The following is a 21,853-nucleotide window of genomic DNA, read 5'->3' on the forward strand; positions in this document are numbered from 1 at the left end:
TTCGTTGATTTCACTACCAAAATCACTGCACGTTATGACGACCAAATAAGCGACGCTTTCGCTTTGGTTCATCATTTTTAACAGTCGGTTGTAAACGTTCAATGTACTCAATCAGCTCCTGATTGGTGAGCGCCGTAACAACCTCACGCTTATTAAGTGTGCGCAATTTGGTATCTGCCTTTACCGGCAGGTCTTTATAACGAAACGGCGTATGTGCGCTCTCTGCATCAGGCAGATGAGTCGGATCAACCTCGTCCTTTATCGCAATATCATGACCGAGCGCCTGACAGACACGTAGACCACTACGTACGCCATCTTCATGAAAACCATTAAACCAATAGGCACCGCAAAAATGTGTGTGCATGTCGTTACCGGAGATACTCGACCATTTGCTTTGCGCCTTAATCATCGCTTTATCAAACACAGGATGGCTATAATCGATACGTTTAATGACGTGCTTATCATCAATACTTTCATGAACGGTTTCTGGATTCAGCGTAACCAAATAATTGTGTTTTTTGGTCAGGCGTTGCAGAATATTCATGTGATAAGTCAGCACTGGTTTTGCTGATGTTTGCGCTTTTTGATTTGCGAGACTCTCATCAATCAGATAATTCCAGCTGGCCCATGCCAACGGCTTGTTCGGTAGGACACTGACATCGGTATGCAGTACGGCGGTATTTTTGGTAAAGCGAAAATGACTGAGTACCTCATGTTCATCCTTACTGGCGTCTGTTAAAATTTTGAGCGCGGTGTCTGCATGACAAGCAAAGATAACTTCGTCAAATACCAATTTTTCGTTCAAGCTTTCGATATTTTTGTCAGTAATGCTTTTATTTTGAACCGTCAATAATACTTGCTCACCATCGCGAACCACAGACTGTACGGGACTGTTTACTCTCACCTTACCGCCCGCTTTGATGAAGCGTGGAATTAACTTATTGACGTACTGTTTTGAGCCACCTTTGATCGTAAACCACTGCGGACGATTAACCACATCGAGCAAGCCATGATTGTCAAAGAACTGTGCAAAAAACACCAGTGGGAAGTCTTGTACTTCATGCAGACTGGTTGACCAAATGGCAGAAACCATTGGCAGCAGATAGTTGTCTATAAACAGCTTGCCATAACTTTTTTCTGTGAGATAGCTGCCCAGCGTTTGCTCAGTAAAAACACTAACATCTTGCCCTTTACTACGTGCCATTTCGTAGTCTTGGCGTAGCTGCTTGATATGCTTATTGAACTGTAAAATATCTTTGATAAATTGCCAAAACTTTGGATTGAAGGCATTCTTACGCTGCGATAATAAAGTATTGAGCGTGTGACCATTGTATTCGAAATGGCGCGCTGTATTCTTTACCGAAAAGCTCATGTCAGTCGATTGAAACGGCACTTGCAGCTCATGCAGTAGACGAAAGAAATTGGGATAAGTACGCTCATTAAAGACGATAAAGCCAGTATCTATGGCACTGTTTTCCACATTGCTGCTCTTTGCTTTTTTGCCGTCTTGTAGCGCCACATCGATGGTATTTACATGACCGCCAATATAATCATTAGCCTCGAACACCGTCACTTCATGTTGCGCCACCAGATAATGAGCGCAAGTCAATCCTGATACACCTGAGCCAATGATAGCAATACGTTTTTTAGCTTGAGCGTTAGTCGTCTGTTTTGAGAGGCTGCTGGCTTCATGAGAGACTGTCTCTAGGTTCTTACGTTTACGGTGGTTAAACAGCATTGATGCGTTCCTTTCCATATTTTTAGTAATTTGTTTTAGTAATTTATTTTTTGCAATTTTTCAATATAAGTTATTTTTTATTGATTTTTTCACTGACTTGCTGCCAGACCAAATCTGGCAACGTACCCAACACCTTTAGCGGTAATGTGAGCTTCTTGGGAAATTCAATCACATCGTGACCACTCTCGATACCATCACGAATAGCTTGGCTTGCCTCCGCTGTTGTTTGAATAAAGGGCATGGGAAAATCGTTTTGCTTAGTCATTGGTGTCTCGACAAAACCAGGCACGACCAAACTTACCGACACATCATGCGGTGCAAGGCTGATTTGCAAAGTTTTCATTAGATAATGGATGGCAGCCTTTGAGCTGCCATAAGCTTCGGCACGAGCAAATGGCACATAAGCAGATGCTGAACCAATGCCAACCAAGCGACCTTTTGAGGCGATTAGTTTTGGCAATATCCCTTCGATAGCATGTGACAACGTACCCATATTTACCGACATCACTTTCATAAACGAGGCGCTATCGAAGTTTGGCATGTCCAAATATTCGCACATGCCAGCGCCACAAATCGCCAAATCAACCTCTTCAATTTTTCCAAAAGCGTCGATAACTTTATCCCGATCCATGAGATCTAAATCAATCATTTCTGCGCCTAGTGACTCAAGCTCAGCCAATGCGCTATCGTCTCGACCAACGGCATAGACATGATGACCTTCTAGTAGATAGTCTTTTGCCAATTGATTGCCAATACCAGACGTCGCGCCAGTAATAAGTATATGTAATTTCTTAGTAGAGTCAGTCATCGTAAACGTCCTTTTATGTGTGCTGATAGCACAAAACTTACCATGCATTCAGGTGTCAAATACTTGCTTATCACCTTTAGTCAGCTGACGGCATTAACCTTTTTTTATTAAGGTATCATCCATTTTATTTATTAAATCTAAACAATCATAGCGCAAGGCTATCGATTTATTGTTGTGGTTTCGCAATCAATGCGTCTCTTAATTGACTGAACCTGTCTACTCTCACGCACTGGAAAAATTGCTCTTAGGTCTGTCGTTTTATGTTACTAGCCCTATAAGACAGCGTAATTGCGGCATGCTACAATACTAAAAATCAAAAATAGCTTTACATTAAATGGCTGATTAGTCAGCGTATTTATCATGAAAATATCCAACCTGTTAAAAGCGCTTGTCTTTATTAACGGTTATTTATTTTCAAAAATCAACTTCCCTTGCGACAGTTTTTGAAACTGCCTGATATCGTGTCCTAATGACATCTCAAACGTTATACAATTAATGATAGTGCTTCACCAATCCCACTCCACTATAAAAAGGATCTCTCATGAGCGAATTGCACCTCTCTGACCGCGTCAACAACATCAAGCCATCGCCTACGCTAGCGATTACCAATAAAGCCAAAGAGCTAAAAGCAGCTGGTAAAGACATAATCGGTCTGGGTGCGGGTGAACCTGATTTTGATACGCCAGAGCACATCAAAAAAGCAGCAATCGATGCCATTAATGACGGTTTTACCAAATACACCGCTGTCGATGGTACGCCAGAGCTCAAAAAAGCCATCATTGAGAAGTTCAAACGTGATAACAACATCAGCTATGAGCCCAATGAAATCCTGGTATCAGTCGGTGGTAAACAGTCGTTTTTTAACCTTGCGCAAGCCTTTATCAATCCAGGTGATGAAGTCATCATTCCGGCACCTTACTGGGTCAGCTATCCTGACATGGTCATCATAGCAGAAGGTGTGCCAGTCATCGTCAAATGCCCTGCTGAGCAAGATTTCAAAATCACCGCTGCGCAATTAGAAGACGCCATCACTGACAAAACTAAAATGCTGGTACTAAACAGCCCCTCTAACCCAACAGGTATGATTTACACGTTGGATGAGCTAACAGCCATCGCTGACGTGCTGAAAAAGCACCCACAAGTTTATGTTGTGTCAGATGACATGTATGAGCACATCCGCTGGACGGGCGATAAGTTCTATAATATTCTGAATGCAGCACCTGAGCTAAAAGAGCGGGCAATTACTTTAAATGGCGTGTCAAAAGCATATGCGATGACTGGCTGGCGTATTGGTTACGCTGGTGGCCCTGCCAAGCTGATTGGGGCGATGAAAAAAGTACAATCACAGTCAACCTCATGCCCAACATCGATCAGCCAAGTGGCTGCCGAAGCCGCTATCAGTGGCGATCAAAGCGTGCTCACGCCAATGGTAGAAGCCTTTGAAAAGCGTTGTGATCTAGTCGTTGATGGTTTGAACGCGATTAAAGGTATTACCTGTCTGCGTCCTGATGGCGCTTTCTACGTGTATCCTGATATCAAACCACTCATCAAAGCCGCTGGCCTGTCATCATGTACTGAATTTTCAGCATGGTTGTTAGAGAAAGTTGGCGTTGCAGTGGTGCCTGGTGACGCCTTTGGTCTTGGTGGCTATATGCGCATCTCTTACGCGACTGATGAAGCAACGCTAAAAGACGCCTTATCACGTATCGAAAAAGCGGTTGCTGATTTAGACATTACTGAATAATAAATAAACAGCCACTGTCTTAAAATTACTACGCTTAAGTATGTGCTTAAACATGCGCTTATAAACGAAGACGCCACCTATCCCCTATGTGGCGTCTTTTTTATTTATCTCATGACTGCTGGATTTTTTGACAAAAAACCTCGAAAAACGCCTTATCCCCTTATTAAAATAATTATCTTTGATAATTATGCAAAAAAGGCTTGACGTATTTTTTATTTTTGCTAGAATACGCCCCACTTAGCAAGAACTCGTTAGAGACTTCTAAGGCTCGTTGTAAGGTTTTAAACACTTGCAGCTTATTCTCCAATAGCTCAGTTGGTAGAGCAACGGACTGTTAATCCGTGTGTCCCTGGTTCGAGCCCAGGTTGGAGAGCCACATTTTAGTTGTAAATTTCTTGAATTATCTTTAATTCAATTATGGCATTTGCCAAAACCCTCATCTCTTTGATGAGGGTTTTTTTATGGCTGTTCTTTTCATTGGCATGAAGAAATTTATATGAAACTCAGTAGAAAAATAAGTAGCCAACGATATAACACCCATTACCTTGCTGTCCTAACAGTTTCTATTTCAGCACAACGTATGCAGCTGAAATAAAAACTGTTAAAAAAGTTAGCATTTAAAGTAAGGAAAATAATTAAGGTAGGAAAATTGAGATATGAGCTTGCTCTTTGTTTTCTTGAATCACATTGTCGTATGCTGACAGCTGCTCATTCGAGAAACTATTGGTAAACTGCCACATGGTAGCAAATATCGCGGTCAACAACACTGCCATGACCGTAAGTATGACCCATAGTGGCGTTTCGCTCGTGAGCGTGTGTTTGATTTGGTCGGGTATCGCCCAAAATGGCGAGAACTCGTTCTTATTACCCCGTAGATGCTCAATTTCATCCCCTAAACGTGAGATAAGATAACGAATTTTCTCTGGCGCCTCTAAACGATACTTCCCTTGAAAGCCAAGCAGCATCGCATAGTGATAGACCTCCAGAGCAGGCAGACGCCTCTCTCCTTGCTCGCGTAGCCCATCTAAACGCTCAAAGAACTCATTACCAGCAATTTGTGAGCCAAATAAATCCAACTGCAAAGGATTTAGCTCCCAAGCATCTTTGAGGATTTGAAACTCGGGCTCTTGCGATGTCATGATGGTCTCATCAATCAATGCACAATACGCATACTTAGCTTCATGGATATCTTCTGACAGAAATCCTTTTTTGCGCGCATTCATCTCGAACTTGTCTAAAAAATCATATATTTTTTGACGAAATTGTCGCGGCTCTGTACTGAAATAATGATTGCGCAATAAAAACACCAAGTAAAAGCCGTCATACATTATGTCTACCAGCGACTGACTACTGATACGCTTATCTAGACCAGTTGCTGAGACCTTTGAAGCCACCTCGCCTGAATCTAACAACGAAGGTGCAGAACCCATTGAATTATTCCCTGACATGATTATTCCTAATGCTTATTATTTCAAATACTACTGAGGGCGTGTCCTCAAAATGAGAGCGCGCCCTAGTGCATACTCATCTTGCAACCTCAGCACCTCTAGAGACAAAAAGAACTACTGTACGATAGCCATCAGCTCTATTTTTAAATCATCAAAGCCATTTGGCACATAAATACAGATAGATTCAGATTTGAGCATTTCGTCATATAGCTCGCCTACCGGTTCGATGGTGAAGTAGCTAAAGCCTGGTCTCACTGGTATCGCACTGGGTACTTGACTGACATGTGAAATAGAAGAGCCTGGCAGCGCTGACAACACACGTTTCTCTACTGAGTCAGGCGTCGCAATTTTAAATCGGCGTGGTACGATGTCGATGAGCTCGTGCATCGGCAATGATGAGCTAACAGACAGATACAGCTGTGAGCCACGTGTGATCTTGTCACTACTTAGCTCGCCTGTATAATAAGATGGCTTATTCTGACGTAATGGAATCGAGATAAAGTTACTGGCAATGACGGTATTGAGTAGCTCACGAATGATTAAAATGATACTAACAAATGAGTCATTGGCATTATCGTGATGATAAGAAGGTAAGTCGCCCACCTTATATAATGAGCTAAAAGTAGCCAATTGGCTGGCGACATTTAATAATGCTTCATAAAGGCGTTCTGGATGTAGTTTGGCATTATTATATAAATGACTGAGCTGAGAGTATGCGGTATTTAGCGTATGCAATAGCCAAAAAGAGGCAATATCTGAGGAGCGAAACTCCAGTAAGTCATTGTTAGATTGACGATGATGGTCATACAGTGACGTAGACTTGGTATTAATCATCGTCATCAAACGATATACGTGACCAATAAGCGCAGGGTTACTCGTAATATGCACACTTGGGACGATATAATCATCATCGACTTGATAGACGCCTTGAGTGGTACGCACGAGCTTGGCTACCAATAAGGACACGGTATCTTGGCTAGGCGCTTGCGCAGAATGGCTTAATTGCAAACTTGGCGACAGTTTAATCACGTCAATGACTGCTTCAGCCGCTTGGCTATATAGATCTTGCGCCTCAATAGCACCCCTTACATAGCGTGTTGGGTTGTCACTACGATCCGTCTGTATATTGCTGCCGCCACTATGGACAATCTCTAAACTCAAAAATACGAAAACTTCATCGCCATTGTCTTGGGTATCTAAGGTAATGGCTTTCGGTAAAGTGTCGGTACGAGGCGCATGATATATCGTACCATCTGGCAATACCGCATAAATACTTTGAAAGCTTAGTAAATTGCTTTCCAAAAGTTGCTTATCAATCTGAACATCAGATACTCCATAAGCATAAGGATGCACCAGCATCATACTCAAAGCGCGTTGCGAGTCATGATAAGTGTCTTGAATCTGAAAATGTTGGGGTCGCAAAAACAACCCTTCTCCCCATAATACCCTGTGTTTACTCAAGACAATCTCCTAAGAACAGCTGACTAGTGGCTGCTGATAATATTTAAGTTTGGTAGTAAATGTAGGTGCCAGTGCTGGGTCAACACCCTCAGTAATGCTGACATCGCATCCACCAATATTGATTGCCAGTGGCGTATCAAAATTGAGACTGGCAAGTGGGATAAGAAACTGTGAACGTTTTTTGGTATATCTCAGCCCCACTTTAATAGCGATAAAGCGCGCGTCTTGTGGAATGTTCACGGTCAGACTGCTCTCACGATTTGGAATAATACTGATCTCTTTGGCAGCCAGCGCTTCAATATCCGTAAACTGACTCTCCTCCTCCAAAAATGCGATATAGGCCGTACTTGCTGTGCCTACTTTGGTACGCCCTGCATTGGCATTAGTGGTGGGTTTGATATTTAGGGTAATCTGCTGACGCTTCAATTTTTCTTGTAATGCTTGCTGCTCAGCATTCATGGTCGCTAGCTGCTGTTGCTGCAGCTCTAACTGTGCTTTTAAACTTTGCAAATCAGCACTATTTTTGCCATTATCAACGATATGGCTCATGGCATCTATAGTAGGAGGCTCTCCTGCCAATGCCGATACCTTGTCATTTAACTTGCTCAATTTATCAGTGCTGCATCCGGCGATCGCACCACTTAGCAAGCAAGTGGCGGCGATTAATGATACTGGCAATGTCATACATTTATTCATACTTTCAGTTTACCTTAGCTTTTTATTATCATTATTGACTGGTCAAAATCTCAGCCATTTCTGGGCGACCGAGCACGCCTTTTTTGCGCAGCTCGACATGCCCAAGATCCATCATGCGCCAATCACCACCCCACACAAGTCCGGCAGATTTGGCTACTTTACCATATAATTTATAGCCTCGCATTGCCCAAGGATCCTTTTCGCTTATGACAATTTTACCATTTCTGATAAAGGCGCTATCGCCCGCCAAACCAAACTGATGATAGCTCTTGTATGATCCTGCCTTCGTTACATGAGTCCCTTTTTTCAATAGTCTTGCTTGCCTTGCAGGGCTACGATAGCCTTCTAACAGCACCATGTCATAGCCATATTGGTCACTCATTACTTTATACACAGTCAACAGCCGTTGAACAAAATCTGAGTTCATTTTTTGCCAATTACGGTCAGCATTTTTGATATTGATATGACCGTTGTTTAGATGTGCAGCCAACATGTCACCTGAATAGCCAGTGCTATGATCTTGCGTGTTTAAGTCAGACAAATCAGGCTCAGGGAGCATGAGCGGTCTATCAATCTGAGGTATATTTGTCTGATTATTTGGCCAATAGCCTTCCTCTGTCTTGTCAGCTTGATAGCTTGCAATCTCAGCTTCTAGTTCAGCAAACAGCTCCTCTGGCGGAGGCGACGGCGGACGCAGACGCTCTCCTATGAGTAGTTGGCTGATTTGCAAATTTGTCGTGCTAGCCACGGTATCGTTGGCATGATAAACCTCCAGAGAATGATTGGTAATCAGGGCATAACACAATCCAACCGTTGCCATGACAATCAAAAAAGACAATGCCGATATCACTGGAATACGAGAAACATCTATATCCGAAATAAAACGAATAAACTGCTTGATACGATAATGAAATACCTTCTTTGGTGTCTTTATTGATGGATGCTTGAATTTTAGGCTAGGCAATCGATGAAAAAACACCATTACCTTATCTAATAGTCGCCCACATAGCTGCCGATCAAAAAGCATGACCATCATGAGGATAGAGAGCAATGTAAAGACCGATACAGTCAAGTAAATCATAGGCAAGAGTCAGCGACAGTTGAGACGATAAAAACAAAATAATAATAAACAGGCGTTGATAATTATGATTTCGTCAGTATTATATAGACAAATCATCTCCTTTTAAAATAAAGCTAACTTAATTACACTAATTTTTATTTATTTCTATCCATTCGCTTATCTACAGACAACTTAAAAATACCATTTCATTATAAAAATTTACTTAATAATTCCTAAGACCCTCACTGGTTATCGAATTTATAGTTTAACAACATTTTCAAAGTGATTCCTATCATTACAATCGAATTATAAAAAAGACAAATAAAGTTAACTAGTATAGTAAAAACAAGCTTGTAGATATCATAAAATTTGGATCGAAAAGCTTGTCTACATGGTAATAATTATAATAACAACCCAACAAATAGGGAGTTTAAATAAGTGGGCGCAAAAAAAATACTGTCATACGGCCGATCTGTTTTAGTCATGATTTTGGTGTTGTATCTCATTTTGGTCTGGATGTACTTTAAAGACAATGCGCGACAGCTGACCTCATCTGGCTTATTACTATGGTTTGTTTCCATCCCTTTATTGTTTCTTGGCTCTATCATGGCGCTCTCATGGTGGCAAAAAAAACTGAATAAACAAACAACCGATTCACCAGAGATACTTGATGGAACAACAAATAAAACAGACGCTATTAAGCCGCCCAATACTTATCAGTTATTTATCTATAGCCGTGTCTGCCTACCAGAAGGAGACTGTTGGTCTGAGGTGGTGGAAAATGACGCAGACCTAACCGTATTGAGCGAGGATTTGACAGATATTGATGGTATGCCAATGTTGGTCAAACCGATTGCAAGACTCCCTGATGCCGCTGCCCTACCATATCCTAATATCTCTGATGCCTATTCAGCAGATTCAGAGTTTGACGATAGCTATTCAGACCGTTATTTAGATTCGAACAGTAATTTAGACAATGATTTAGATAGCCATCTCGATGATGAGAGAGTTACCGAACGTAAAGCCGCGTTAAATGATACTACCTTGCGTTTACAGGCATTAATTTATGAGCAGCTAGTCTTGAGCGAGGAGATGCTGTCTAGCCTTGCCGAATACTTTTACCAATATCATCAACAAGATACGATTCAGTCCAACGCAGCCATTCATATTCATCCCGAATGGCAGCAACATTATTTGGTGAGTGCCAACGAAGTAAGTAGTGAAAATAACAGCCGTAAAGAGAACGGTGATGACAAAATGACAGCAGCCTCTGCTGGTCATTTAACCAATCTTCCTATTTATTTATGCTTACCTTCCAGCGCCGATTCAGCATTTTTAATCGCGACCATAAAAGAACAGTTAGCAATTTACGGTATTCCTGATACACGGATTGCTATTACGACCATCATAACTGACAGCACTGACATCGCAAACACCGTAGCTAATAATACCGCCATTGCCACACCTACAGAATTCATCAATAGACATCTGCTGCCTTTATCTAAATCAACTGCGCCGGATCTTTGCTTAATTCTCATTGCAGATTCACAGATAAGTGAAGAATGGTTAGACACTCATTTGTATGCTGAGCAAATGACCAATGTCATTCCTACTGAGGCGGGTGCGCTGTTGCTATTCTCGAATCAAGCGGCTCAAGAGCTACTCAATATTGACGCTAGTACCCGTATTTTATTAACGGAGATAGCTACAGCTCATCGCACTGAGCTTTTGAGTGATAAACGTCGCTATTTGAATCATTTAACGACTATCAAAAACCTATTAATAGACAATATGCTTTCACTGTCGCCGACCGATACGACCACGCTAAAAACCACCGATAAACAGATAGTAAAGCCCGCAAAAAAATCGTCTGACATCAACAGCAAAGAAAAAAACAAGACTAATGTTTCTATAACAGACATATCCATTACCGCCATGTCTGACATTAATCCATTAAATCAGCCTTATGACTTATCAACGTATATGAGCTTTCTTGAAGCATTTATAGCACAAGGCGCTCTAGTAAATGAGCATCATTTAGGGCATTATATGCCATTGAATAATTGGTTGAAGCCATTCATCAGCTTATCGTTATTCATTGACTTAGCCAAAGAAGACCAACAAGAGTCAGACAGATCATTTTTAATTACTCAACATAAGCACTGCAATATGCTTTGGTTGCTAGACTCTTCTCAAAAATCTGAGTCGTAGTTTTAATGGTGTTTTGTCGTGGTAAATACTCGTTTTATTATCTTAAGTTCATACTAGGTAGCACGCATGTTTTCAAGGTTTTTTCATCTTATCTATAACCCAAGAGTATTATTGGCGCTGGGGCTCATAGTCGCCCTAGTCTTACTTTATGATTATGTGACTATTAAAACCTTTGTCATAATCATTGGCGTCCTAATCACATGTACGGTGCTGGGGGCGCTTGGCTATTATCTGTGGAAAAAACGTAAGCTTGCCTCAGATGAGCTGGCAAACTTAGTGGAGGATAATGGCAACGAGAGCCAAGGTGACGATAGCCCTCATGTGGCCAAAGATGAAAACGCTCAAGAAGTGCAAGCGCTACGTCAGCAAATGCAAGAGGCCATTAAAACCATTCGCAAATCAAAGATTGGCGATCAAACAGGCAAAGCGGCGTTATATGAGCTGCCGTGGTATATGGTCATTGGTAATCCAGCCGCAGGCAAAAGCTCTGCAGTGCTACACTCTGGCTTAAAATTTCCCTTTATGGAACAAGGTAACAAGCTATCCGTTAAAGGCGTCGGCGGTACACGTAATTGCGATTGGTTTTTTTCGACTGAAGGTATCTTGCTCGACACCGCTGGACGTTACTCCGTTTATGAAGAAGATCGCTCAGAATGGTTGTCATTTTTAAGCCTACTCAAAAAGAATCGACCTAAAGCACCGATCAATGGCATCATCATCGCGGTCAGTATCGCCGAACTCACCAAAAACGACCCAAACTATGCGTTGGATTTGGCCAAGAATCTGCGCAGCCGTGTGCAAGACTTAACTGAACAGTTAGAAGTTTATGCGCCTGTCTATGTGGTCTTTACTAAAATGGATTTGATTTCAGGCTTCCGTGACTTCTTTAATGACTATGAGCAAGAAGAGCGCAGCCAAGTATGGGGCGCGACCATCCCCTACCCTGAAGACCCAGAAAACATCAATATTACTGACGTATTCGAAGAACATTTTGGCGTATTGGTCAATGGTTTGAAAGATTTGAGCACCACTAAGCTATCCTTACGTCATCAGCGCACGGTATCTCCCAGTCTAATGACTTTCCCAATGGAGTTTCAGTCATTACGTCCCATGATACGGACGCTGATGCATGCTTTGTTTGAGGACAACCCTTTCCAATTTAAGCCCATATTGCGTGGCTTTTACTTTACCAGCGCCTTGCAGGACGGGCAAGTTAGCAGCCAAATGACGTTGCAAATGGTACAAAATTACGATTTGCACTCACCTGCGATACCGCTCAATGCGAAGCAAGAAGCCGCAGACAAGCCCTATTTTTTACAAGATCTATTTTCTAAAGTTATTTTAAAAGACAAGCATTTGGTCAAGCAGCATAAAAATCGACACAAGCGCAGTCATCGTGCGCTTGCGACGCTAGCTGCTGTCGTGACTTTGTGTGCGGCTGTCGGTCTGTGGACATGGTCTTATGCCAATAATAAACAGCTCACTGAGCGTGTCGTGGCTGACTTACAGCAAGTCGCAGCGCTACAAAAAAATTCTAACGGTGATTTACAATCCCAGCTTGAATCGCTCAATATTCTACAAAGTCGAATCGAGCAGCTTGAAGGCTATGAAGACGACAAGCCGCTGTCTTTGAGTTTTGGCCTCTATCAAGGCGATAAGCTTAAGCAAAAATTGCTAGCAGAATATTATAACGGCATCAGCATCATCGTCTTAGCGCCAACCAAACAAAATATCGAAACGTTTTTAACCGAAGTAAATACCAATGCCGATCAATTAGAAGTCCGTACAGAAGACTCAAGCACTGATGGCACCTCTGATGCTGCCGTTAATGATGCTTATATCCAGTCGGACCCCACAGACGTTGAAGATGCTTATAACGCGCTCAAAGCTTATCTCATGCTTGGCAATCATGACAATTTAGAGGCCAGTCATTTGAGTGATCAGATGACCCGTTTTTGGCGCAACTGGCTCGAAGCCAATCGCGCTGACATGCCGCGTGACAAGATGATTCGCCAAGCTGAGCGTATCTTGAGTTTCACCTTGGCTCATGTCGACGACCCCGCCTTTCCATTGATCCAAAATGACTTAGGGCTGATAGACAAAACCCGTAGCAATTTATCCAAGGTTAGCAAAGGTCAACCTGCTCGTGAGCGGGTTTACTCTGAGATTAAAATGCGCGCATCTGCCCGCTTCCCATCGGTCACGGTTGCACAGATTACGCAAAACAATGCTAATGAAACACTGCTTGGTAGTTATGTCATTTCAGGCACTTTTACTAAAGAGGCATGGGATGCTTTCGTCAGTGATGAGATTGATAAAGCTGCTACTACGAGAGTGGTCGCCGATGATTGGGTGTTGGCCACCAGTAGCCAAGATGACCTTACCTTGACGGGTAGCCCTGAACAGATACGACAATATCTGGTCAATCGCTATAAGCAAGAATATATCAGTGAATGGAAACGTTTTTTATCGCAAGTATATGTTCGGGATAGCACAGGCTTCGATGATCACGCGGTCTTATTAAATCAGCTGTCTAGTGCCACAGAGTCACCGTTAAAAACCCTGTTTGAGACAGTAGATCGCCAAACTCAATGGGACAATAAAGCGGCTAATCAAGCAGCTGGCAATGGTGGCGAATCTCGTCGCTCATTCGTCAACTGGTTTAAGCAAACTATCCTGCGTCAAAGCCCTGCTGAGCTACGACAAGCAGAAGCTGCGATGAATAATGGTGGTAGCTCTAGTAACGCCGCGCCTGTAGCACAAGCAAGCTCAGGTGTGATTGCTCAAGAATTCTCCTCTATACACGCGCTAGTAACGCCAAGAGAAGAAAATCAGGATCTGTCATTATTAGACAGCTATTTAGTCAGTTTAGGCAATATCCGAACCCGTTTTAACAATATCGCTCGTAGTGACGACATCGGCCCTGATGCTTTGTTGTTTGCCTCACAAACCCTCAGCCCCGAAGGCTCAGAGTTAACCAAATCTCTACAGATATTAGATGAGCAGATCCTGAGTCAAGCCAACTCTGAAATAAAACAACTGGTTCGTCCGTTGTTGAGTGAGCCACTGACTCGTTCATTTAACATGCTGCTGACGCCCACTAAGGCTGAGATTAATAAAGTTTGGAAAGCGCAGGTCTATAAGCCTTTCCTCGATAATTTAGGCAGTAAGTATCCCTTTACCGCCAATGCAAACTTAGAAGCGACGCCTGCAGAGATCGGTCAATTCTTCGGCGAAGATGGCTATGTGGCGCGATTCGTCAACGAAACGTTATCGCCCTTTATCATTCGCCGCGGCGATCAAATCTCCAGTAAAATCTGGAATGGTGCAGGTCTGGGTCTCAACCCGCAGTTTGTCGCTGATTTTGGCCGTTACTTTACCAATTATATGGGCAGCAATAGCCCAGGCGCTGCTGGTGCGAATAATACTGGTGGCGCTGCCAATCAAACCACTTTTCAAATTATGCCATTACCCGTCAGCGGTTTGACTGAATATACCATTGTAGTCGATGGTCAACAGTTGCGTTATCGCATGGGTACTCAAGCGTGGACAACGTTTGTATGGCCAAATCCAAGTAGCCAACCTGGTGCCAGTATTCGAGCCAAGGACTATGATGGCAGAGACTTTACTGTCTTTGAAGAAGCAGGCAGCTTTGGGGTAGAAAGGCTCATTAACAGTGCACGCCGTACTGAACTTGGCAATGATATCTTTGAGATGGCATGGTCTGGTGACGGTATCACTATCTCTGTACGCTTTAGAATCATCAGCGGCAGCGGCAGTAGTACCACTACCGATCAAGGTCGCTCTACCAATCCCTTTACCGGAATGAAACTACCAGAGGAGATTATTGCCCTTGGTGTCACACGTACAGCAAGGCCAATTTCTGATAATAATGCTGTTGATGGCGATACTCCCAATGCGGGTTCTGGCACCAATCAGCCAGTACCAACTGGCGAGCAAAATACAAGCAATGTCACGCCGCCAGCCCGCGTATCTACTATAGTCCCTAATACCAATAGTGAAAATAGTCCACCAGTACAACCGCCTACTGATACCACGACGGCTACTGATGATCGTTCAGCCGTGACTGAAGAGCAGGAGCAAACGCCATGACTCCAGACTCTTTGCCTTTAGTATATTTTGGAAAATTGCCTGCTCGCGGGGACTTTGTCCGGGCGCGCGCTCATATCTCTGAGACCAATGCCATTGATGAATGGGTCAGCGAAGCGCTAGCCGTGTCGGAAAGTGTATTTAGCGGAATTCCGATAGACAATGTCAGCAATCATAACTTTGCCTTTTTAAATTTCAGTCATATCGACACTAGAGCTAATGAGATTATCACCGGTGTTTTGATCCCTAGTCACGATAGTAGCTATAGAAATTACCCATTGATAGGTTTTGGCGTGCTTCATCTCGATAAACCGAAAAACTGGATGAACTATCTGCCCGTCAAGTCATCAGCGCTTTGGAATGACACTTATGAAGTTTTAAGTATGGCTAAATCCAAAACTGATAATAGCGATCTTATGGAGCACCTCAACCATAGCCAACTCAGCATCGATAATAATGCCAGTACTTACTACTATGATTTTATCAATACCACTACGTTGCATGATATAGCGATCTTAATGAACATCGATAAAGCGCAGCTGATACAGCAAATCATTGCCACTGGCCTGTTATTTTTACCGACCTTTACTAAGGGTTTCCATGGCTTGAATAAAGCCATCTGCTGGTCACTTACCTCTGATAGAGAAAACTCGATACACATGGCCACTTTTTGGCACGATCTCATCAATGGTTTTTATCAGCCACACCAGCTCTACTTGAATACCTACTTATATCGTGTCGCTAATTGCTATCGCCTGCTCATAAGTTTTACTAAACCCGATGGACGTATACTCAAGCAAATATCAGAAAGTGAAAAAACTTATCCTGAAGATTGGGTAGTCATCGCTCATAGCGACTGGACTCAAGGCTATATCGATGAAGACATTGGATTGACACGGTTTAATAAAGTATTGTTACAAGACAATTTATATCTGTATGATACCAGGCAATTGTTTAAAAAAACTTTTTTAGCACAATAAATAATAGCTCACGATAACTGCTGATTCGTAACAGCTGATAGTAGCCGCCATGCATCATACCCCTGCAATTAGTCACTGCTCAACAATAGACAGATTAAAAAGGTACTTGAATGAAAGTCCTCTCTAGAATAACAAAATCCAAGCGAACAAATCACACGAAAAACCTGCTATTAGCCGCTGCTATCACACTACCTATGAGCGCCGTTGTATTTGCGGAACATAACGACACTCATGTGACAAATAATTCACAAAATGTGCCAGTGGTCATCAAAGGTGTGGTCGCTACCAGTTCAGACAAACAGCAACTGCTCGACAAACTAAAAGCACAGTATCCTGATAAACCTGTCAGAGATGAAATCGAAGTACGTTCGAACATCAGTATACCAACCAACTGGCAACAGATAGCCACGACTATCATTGATAGCGACATCTCTAACATTCGTCAGGGGCGTATCGACATTCATGGGACGACCATTAGCTTACATGGCAAGGTAAGCAGCCTTGAGCAAAAGCAAGCCATTCAAAACCGTATTCACTCGCGCCTAACTGATCTCTATCAATTAGAAAACCAGCTGGTCGTGGTAGAAGGTGAACAACGCCTCATAGACGAGACTTTAGGCAACCGTATCGTCGAGTTCGAGTCTGGTAGCACCAATCTAACGCCGATGGGTCTTGGTATCTTAGACGATATGGCAGGGGTGTTACAGCGGGTCGGTGATAAGCCTGTTCTTATCACCGGTCATACCGATAATGTCGGCAATTCTACTGCCAATCTTGCCCTATCAAATAAGCGTGCAGAAGCCGTCAAACAATACTTGATCGGTCGAAACATCAATTCGACTCGTCTCAGTACTACTGGTAAAGGGGACTCAGATCCTATCGCTAGTAACGACAACGAAGAAGGTCGCACTCGCAATCGCCGTATCGAATTTACCCTTAATGAATAACATCGCTATGTAGAACGTATGACGATAATGGTCACTAAGCAATGACGGTTAAGTGCTGATAGCTGGTTTGATAATGCTGAAAAACATACTGTCATTGCTACTAGAGATATCGATGCTACAAAAAACACCAATGCTAAAAGAGAGCCACTGCTAAAAAAATAGGGACATAACTATGCTACGCTTGACCAATACCGTGCTGCCTATGCACCCTGATCGGCTCTATGCCAGTGAAGGCAGCACTCAAGCGCCCTATCCGAGCGCTCGCCAAGACATCAATGCTCATGGTGCGTGGCAAGATAAGCTCATGCATAGCGCTGATGAAGCCGATATCATTGCTCAACTAAACCCCAATGGTAATCGCCAACACCAGCAGCACGGTATCGACACTTATGTGCTACACGTTTATATCCATGAGCGGCATCACCCTCCTTTTACGCCATTAACCAATCTCATCGGTAGCCCTCTGACCTTGAGCTTTGATATTCCAAGTGGCCTAAGCTTTCGTCATCTTTATATAACGGCTGTGCATCAGCTAGATCATGATGGCAGCTACGGCTATTATCGCCTGCTCGCCCAGCCCATCACTTATCGTCTGCATCAGCATATACGCGGTCACATTGATACTCATTTGACTGTACAAGCGATGGTAGCAGAGCGCACGGCTACGCTGGATATAGAAATCATCGATGACAGCAACAATGGTGAAGATGCTAACTGGTCACCAGCACGCATGACCCAGTGGCAAATAAGCGACTGGACACATATTTGCGAGCGGCTTGCGCGTCAAGGACTCACAGCCTATCTGCGCCATGAGCAAACGAATGAGCACAGTCCACCAAAGCTCATTATTACCACCGCAGATCCAAGTGATAGCGATGGAATCAGCCTAAATATTGGCGGGCTGCGTTACCAGCAAGTGTTACATGACCGTGTCCATGCACCTGTATTGGCATTGAGTGAGCAGGTCATCACCCAACCAAATTCAGTAACGATGCAGCGTTTTAATAGCAGCAGTGTTGCACACCCAACGCAGTCCGCTGACGTTGCGATGAGCAGTAACTCTGATGAAGTAAGCCATTCGAATAACCACACTCTCACATTAGACACACCAGCTGCTTTTGCGCCAGTAACAGATACTGAAACCATAGACGAAGCAACCATCGTGGCAAACAGTCATCAAAATCGATATAGCATCTATCATGCCATAGCCCATGCTACGGATTTGAGTGTTGCTGATACTTTTATGCTTGTCGATCACAGTGCGCTCAATCAGCACTACCGTGCTACTCATATCATTCATTTGGCACGCAATAGTCTGGCGCATGTCACAGGGCTGACCCAAAGCACACGCCACCAACAGCGTCATGCGTCGACATTAGCATCTGGCATTCATTTAACTCAGCTGTGCCTCATTACCGCTGATACCCCATGGGTCGGTCACCTATATAGCAGACATGCCCTACCGCCGATGACAGGTATCACCGAAGCGCAAAGCGATATCGATAGCCGTAACCATATGACGCCCACGCGCAGCTATTTACTGGATAGTCCAGCTCAGCCTATCAACCGATTGGAGGCGCAAGCTGGCGCGAACTACGGCACACACTTCACCCATAGAGCGGATGACCAAACCCTCATGCAATCTATCGGCGATAGCGAGCATCTAATTAACACTGGCAGTTTATTGTCATCGACTCGCCCTAGCCTATTTGCCACGGACAATGAACAAGCGATTGAAAGCGGTTATCGCAACACAGGCAACGGCCTGTCTGAATGGGTGACTGACCACCGTACAGAAAAAGCTTACTCTCAGATAAAAATAGACAGTGCTGGGATATCTGCCAGTCTAAAGATGGGGGTCATCAATCCATCAGACACCGCCAAACGCGAAGGCATCAATGCGACTACTAACGCTCAAATCAATATAAAATCAGGCGAAGCCCTCGTCCTTTCTACTCAACCGCAAACTCATACGCAATCTAGACAGCATAACTACCAGCAGCACACCCCGACCCTGACCCAAACTGTATTAGGTGGTCAGCACTTAGCCGAACGTTTAACACAATTGGCAACAGGGCTTGGACGTCATGTCAATGACCACAAAGCGATTAAGACGCAGCTTGAGACTATCGCAGAGGAACAGCAAACCAAAACCCATCAAACGATGCCCTACACACTAATCGATAGCGCAGCAGACAGTGCTTATGTCAGTGACGATACGCTGATTCACAGAAGTATGGGTGAGATGATTAGTACTACGCAGCAAGATATGATGATCAGTAGTGGGGAGAGTCATAACCAAGTCAGTAGCGAGTCTCTAAATATCATAGCCGATGGTCAATTTAGCATGACCAATGCCAAAGAGAATATCACCCTCTCCGCCCATACGGGTAAGGTTGAAGCCACGGCTAAGCAAGATGTCAATATAGCCTCCTCGACCAAAGAGGTTGAGATAGTAGCGACGAATAAAATTACACTGACCGCTGGTGGTGCAAGTATCACTTTGGATGGCGCAAATATTACGATAGCCGCAAAGCAGTTTACGGAGAAGGCTGGTAAGCATAATAAGTTTGGGGGTGATGTAGATGGGTTGGGGTTGGCGGGGTTGCCTGATGAGAAAATATTAAGCACTCTTTATAGTATCGCATACAAGTTTACAGATGATGATGGAAACCCATTAGCATTTGTTGAATACGAAGCTACTAATCTTACTACTGGTGAGCAAATATCGGGAAAGACTGATGAACATGGAATAACTGAACGTTTTTCTTCAAATAACCCTGAAGAAATTGAAGTTTATTTAAAGCTTGATGAAGACGATAACGTAGTTGAGTTGCATGAAATAACTGACGATAGCATTTAGGACAAAAAAATGGGTAAAACAACTACAAAAGCCTCTTCAAGATTAGGAACGCTTAATCTCTACAATCAAAGCATTAGCGTACCGACGCTAGTAAATTTTGAATTAACAACCGATCTTACAATAGGTGCAAATAATAAAGGAACGGGCGTAATTGACAAAAAGGGCTTAGTATTTAATAAAACTTATAAGTTCTTAGCTAAGTTAGCAGGCTCGAAGAAGGGTATCGAAAGTACGAAGATAGTTTGGGTTATTAAATATATGAGCCCTAGTACCTCTAGGAATAAGTTTATAACGTTAAAGGCAATAACTGTAGGACCTGAGTTTACGCTAGAGTTGAAAGACAAGTATAAAGATATGGCAGGTTGTGAAATCGAAATAAGTTGCCATATGCAAGCACGACCGAAAAAATCTGTTAGTAATAAATACTTTGTACATAACCGCTTTAGATATTTTGATGGCAAAAAAGTCTTGACTCAAGCACAGCAAAGAATGTCTAAACCTTGGTTAATTGATCAGGCACAATCCTCACTCTGCGGCATGGCCTGCCTATACTATATTTTAATACAACGTAGTAGTAGCTTATACAAAAAAATAGCGGTAGAGCTGCATAGAACAGGTATTTACGAACTAAGTAATGGCTATAGTATTAGGCCTAAAAGCTCAATGTATGATATAAAGCCTGACGATTCTGACTACAAAAACATGAAAATGGATGAAGTTGATTGGATAGTGCTAGCCTCTACACGTAGTAGTGAAAGCAATCTAAGATACGATGGTATCGAAACTGGGTCATTTGACCAATTAGGCGCTGTAAACTGGATGGGAATGCTTACTCGCATGTGTAAAGAGGTGGCAAGCTATAGCAGTACAAAAAGTCATGATTTGGGTTTATTAGATGTTGGAAAGACAATAATTAATAAGAGAAATTTTAGTATAGATAAATTATTTGAAATGGATAAGAAATATAAATCTGGTAAAAAAATAATAATGATGATACAGCCAAAAATGATTAGTAACAATAAAGGCGATAGAGATATTAACTCAATTCACTGGATAGTTTATGAAGGCGGTTTACAGCTTTTTGATGGCGATGGACGTAATGTATTAACTGATTCTTTACATATTGGACGTGTAAAATTCAACATATTTACTTGGGGTGAAGAGCCCAACAACTCTCCAAGAGATCTACCGAGAAGAGGTATTAGCGTCACTAACTTTTCAACTAACTATTATGGTTACATAGAGGTCTATTAATGAAAAATATTAATTTTACAATATTCATATCCATTTTATTAACGGGTTGTATTGCTAAAACTAACGTCTGTTCACCATCTATTCAACCAACAATCGAATTACAAGACTTTCAGAGGCTGACTAAAAACGATAAAGCTCTTTTCCATACGCTCGATAAAAATGGAAAAAAAATTAACAGCTTTAAACTAGAATATATTATTGATTTTGATGGCTATACAGTTATTTATTTTGATGATAATAATGCTCTAGTTCCAAACCATGCATATAAAATGCAATACAATGATGATGTATATTTCGTATATAATATCAAGCTTGCAAATAATGCTAGACATCGATATTGTGATGAAGAGACTGTATATAACGTTAATAATTGCGAATCAACAGGTCAAAGTTTAACCTTTAATCCTACATGTGCTATTCCCACTGACCAAGCCGATAGCTATTTTGAAAATACAGTTAAACCAACTTTGTAAATAATGTTCAAGCAGTAACTAGACCTCTTGCATAAGTCAGCGCTATCTGTAGAATCTTCG

14 protein-coding genes and 1 tRNA gene are annotated in these 21,853 nt (G+C 42.6%); 9 read left to right on the forward strand and 6 right to left on the reverse strand.

Annotation, left to right across the window (positions count from 1 at the left end):
* Positions 1-22: 22 nt before the first annotated feature.
* Together JMW64_RS09120 and JMW64_RS09125 are read right to left on the reverse strand one after the other, a co-directional pair.
* Entirely contained in the window at positions 23-1,738 is a 1,716-nt protein-coding gene (locus tag JMW64_RS09120) for an NAD(P)/FAD-dependent oxidoreductase (RefSeq protein WP_201554324.1), read from the reverse strand.
* A 70-nt stretch (positions 1,739-1,808) separates the two neighbouring features.
* On the reverse strand, positions 1,809-2,546 hold the full coding sequence (locus tag JMW64_RS09125; protein ID WP_201554327.1) for an SDR family NAD(P)-dependent oxidoreductase: 738 nt from the start codon (positions 2,544-2,546) through the stop codon (positions 1,809-1,811).
* A gap of 541 nt (positions 2,547-3,087) precedes the next feature.
* Between JMW64_RS09125 and JMW64_RS09130 the strand changes: the two genes are divergently transcribed.
* Both JMW64_RS09130 and JMW64_RS09135 read left to right on the forward strand, forming a co-directional pair.
* Positions 3,088-4,290, forward strand: coding sequence for a pyridoxal phosphate-dependent aminotransferase (locus tag JMW64_RS09130; RefSeq protein WP_201554328.1), 1,203 nt, complete (start codon positions 3,088-3,090; stop codon positions 4,288-4,290).
* Positions 4,291-4,590: 300 nt separating this feature from the next.
* Positions 4,591-4,666: transfer RNA gene (locus JMW64_RS09135), tRNA-Asn, on the forward strand.
* A gap of 259 nt (positions 4,667-4,925) precedes the next feature.
* On the opposite strand, the gene icmH is transcribed toward JMW64_RS09135, so the two are convergent.
* The 4 genes from icmH to JMW64_RS09155 form a co-directional block, all read right to left on the reverse strand.
* Positions 4,926-5,738, reverse strand: coding sequence for a type IVB secretion system protein IcmH/DotU (gene icmH, locus JMW64_RS09140; RefSeq protein ID WP_201554331.1), 813 nt, complete (start codon positions 5,736-5,738; stop codon positions 4,926-4,928).
* Between the two features lie 114 nt (positions 5,739-5,852).
* Positions 5,853-7,199 carry a type VI secretion system baseplate subunit TssK gene (tssK, locus tag JMW64_RS09145; RefSeq protein WP_198330582.1) on the reverse strand — a complete coding sequence of 449 codons (1,347 nt, stop codon included), beginning with the start codon at positions 7,197-7,199 and terminating at the stop codon, positions 5,853-5,855.
* 9 nt (positions 7,200-7,208) lie between these two features.
* On the reverse strand, positions 7,209-7,895 hold the full coding sequence (locus JMW64_RS09150; RefSeq protein WP_201554337.1) for a hypothetical protein: 687 nt from the start codon (positions 7,893-7,895) through the stop codon (positions 7,209-7,211).
* Positions 7,896-7,926: 31 nt separating this feature from the next.
* On the reverse strand, positions 7,927-8,976 hold the full coding sequence (locus JMW64_RS09155) for a M15 family metallopeptidase (RefSeq protein ID WP_227694156.1): 1,050 nt from the start codon (positions 8,974-8,976) through the stop codon (positions 7,927-7,929).
* 417 nt (positions 8,977-9,393) lie between these two features.
* Here JMW64_RS09155 and JMW64_RS09160 point away from each other — a divergent pair, with 417 nt between their 5' ends.
* The 7 genes from JMW64_RS09160 to JMW64_RS09190 all read left to right on the forward strand — a co-directional run bounded on the left by JMW64_RS09160 (position 9,394) and on the right by JMW64_RS09190 (position 21,793).
* Complete coding sequence (locus tag JMW64_RS09160; RefSeq protein ID WP_201554338.1) at positions 9,394-11,166, forward strand: hypothetical protein; 1,773 nt, start codon at positions 9,394-9,396, stop codon at positions 11,164-11,166.
* 66 nt (positions 11,167-11,232) lie between these two features.
* Positions 11,233-15,279, forward strand: coding sequence for a type VI secretion system membrane subunit TssM (gene tssM, locus JMW64_RS09165; protein ID WP_201554342.1), 4,047 nt, complete (start codon positions 11,233-11,235; stop codon positions 15,277-15,279).
* Entirely contained in the window at positions 15,276-16,256 is a 981-nt protein-coding gene (tagF, locus tag JMW64_RS09170; RefSeq protein ID WP_201554346.1) for a type VI secretion system-associated protein TagF, read from the forward strand. The genes tssM and tagF overlap by 4 nt, the downstream gene beginning before the upstream one ends.
* Before the next feature lie 233 nt (positions 16,257-16,489).
* Positions 16,490-17,203, forward strand: coding sequence for an OmpA family protein (locus JMW64_RS09175; RefSeq protein ID WP_201554348.1), 714 nt, complete (start codon positions 16,490-16,492; stop codon positions 17,201-17,203).
* A gap of 172 nt (positions 17,204-17,375) precedes the next feature.
* Positions 17,376-20,066, forward strand: coding sequence for a DUF2345 domain-containing protein (locus JMW64_RS09180; RefSeq protein WP_201554350.1), 2,691 nt, complete (start codon positions 17,376-17,378; stop codon positions 20,064-20,066).
* A gap of 9 nt (positions 20,067-20,075) precedes the next feature.
* Positions 20,076-21,320, forward strand: coding sequence for a hypothetical protein (locus JMW64_RS09185; RefSeq protein ID WP_201539970.1), 1,245 nt, complete (start codon positions 20,076-20,078; stop codon positions 21,318-21,320).
* On the forward strand, positions 21,320-21,793 hold the full coding sequence (locus JMW64_RS09190) for a hypothetical protein (RefSeq protein WP_201539971.1): 474 nt from the start codon (positions 21,320-21,322) through the stop codon (positions 21,791-21,793). Before JMW64_RS09185 ends, JMW64_RS09190 begins: the two co-directional genes overlap by 1 nt.
* Positions 21,794-21,853: the final 60 nt, after the last annotated feature.

Origin of the sequence: Psychrobacter immobilis (assembly GCF_904846065.1) — a bacterium.
Classification (GTDB): Bacteria; Pseudomonadota; Gammaproteobacteria; order Pseudomonadales; family Moraxellaceae; genus Psychrobacter; species Psychrobacter immobilis_H.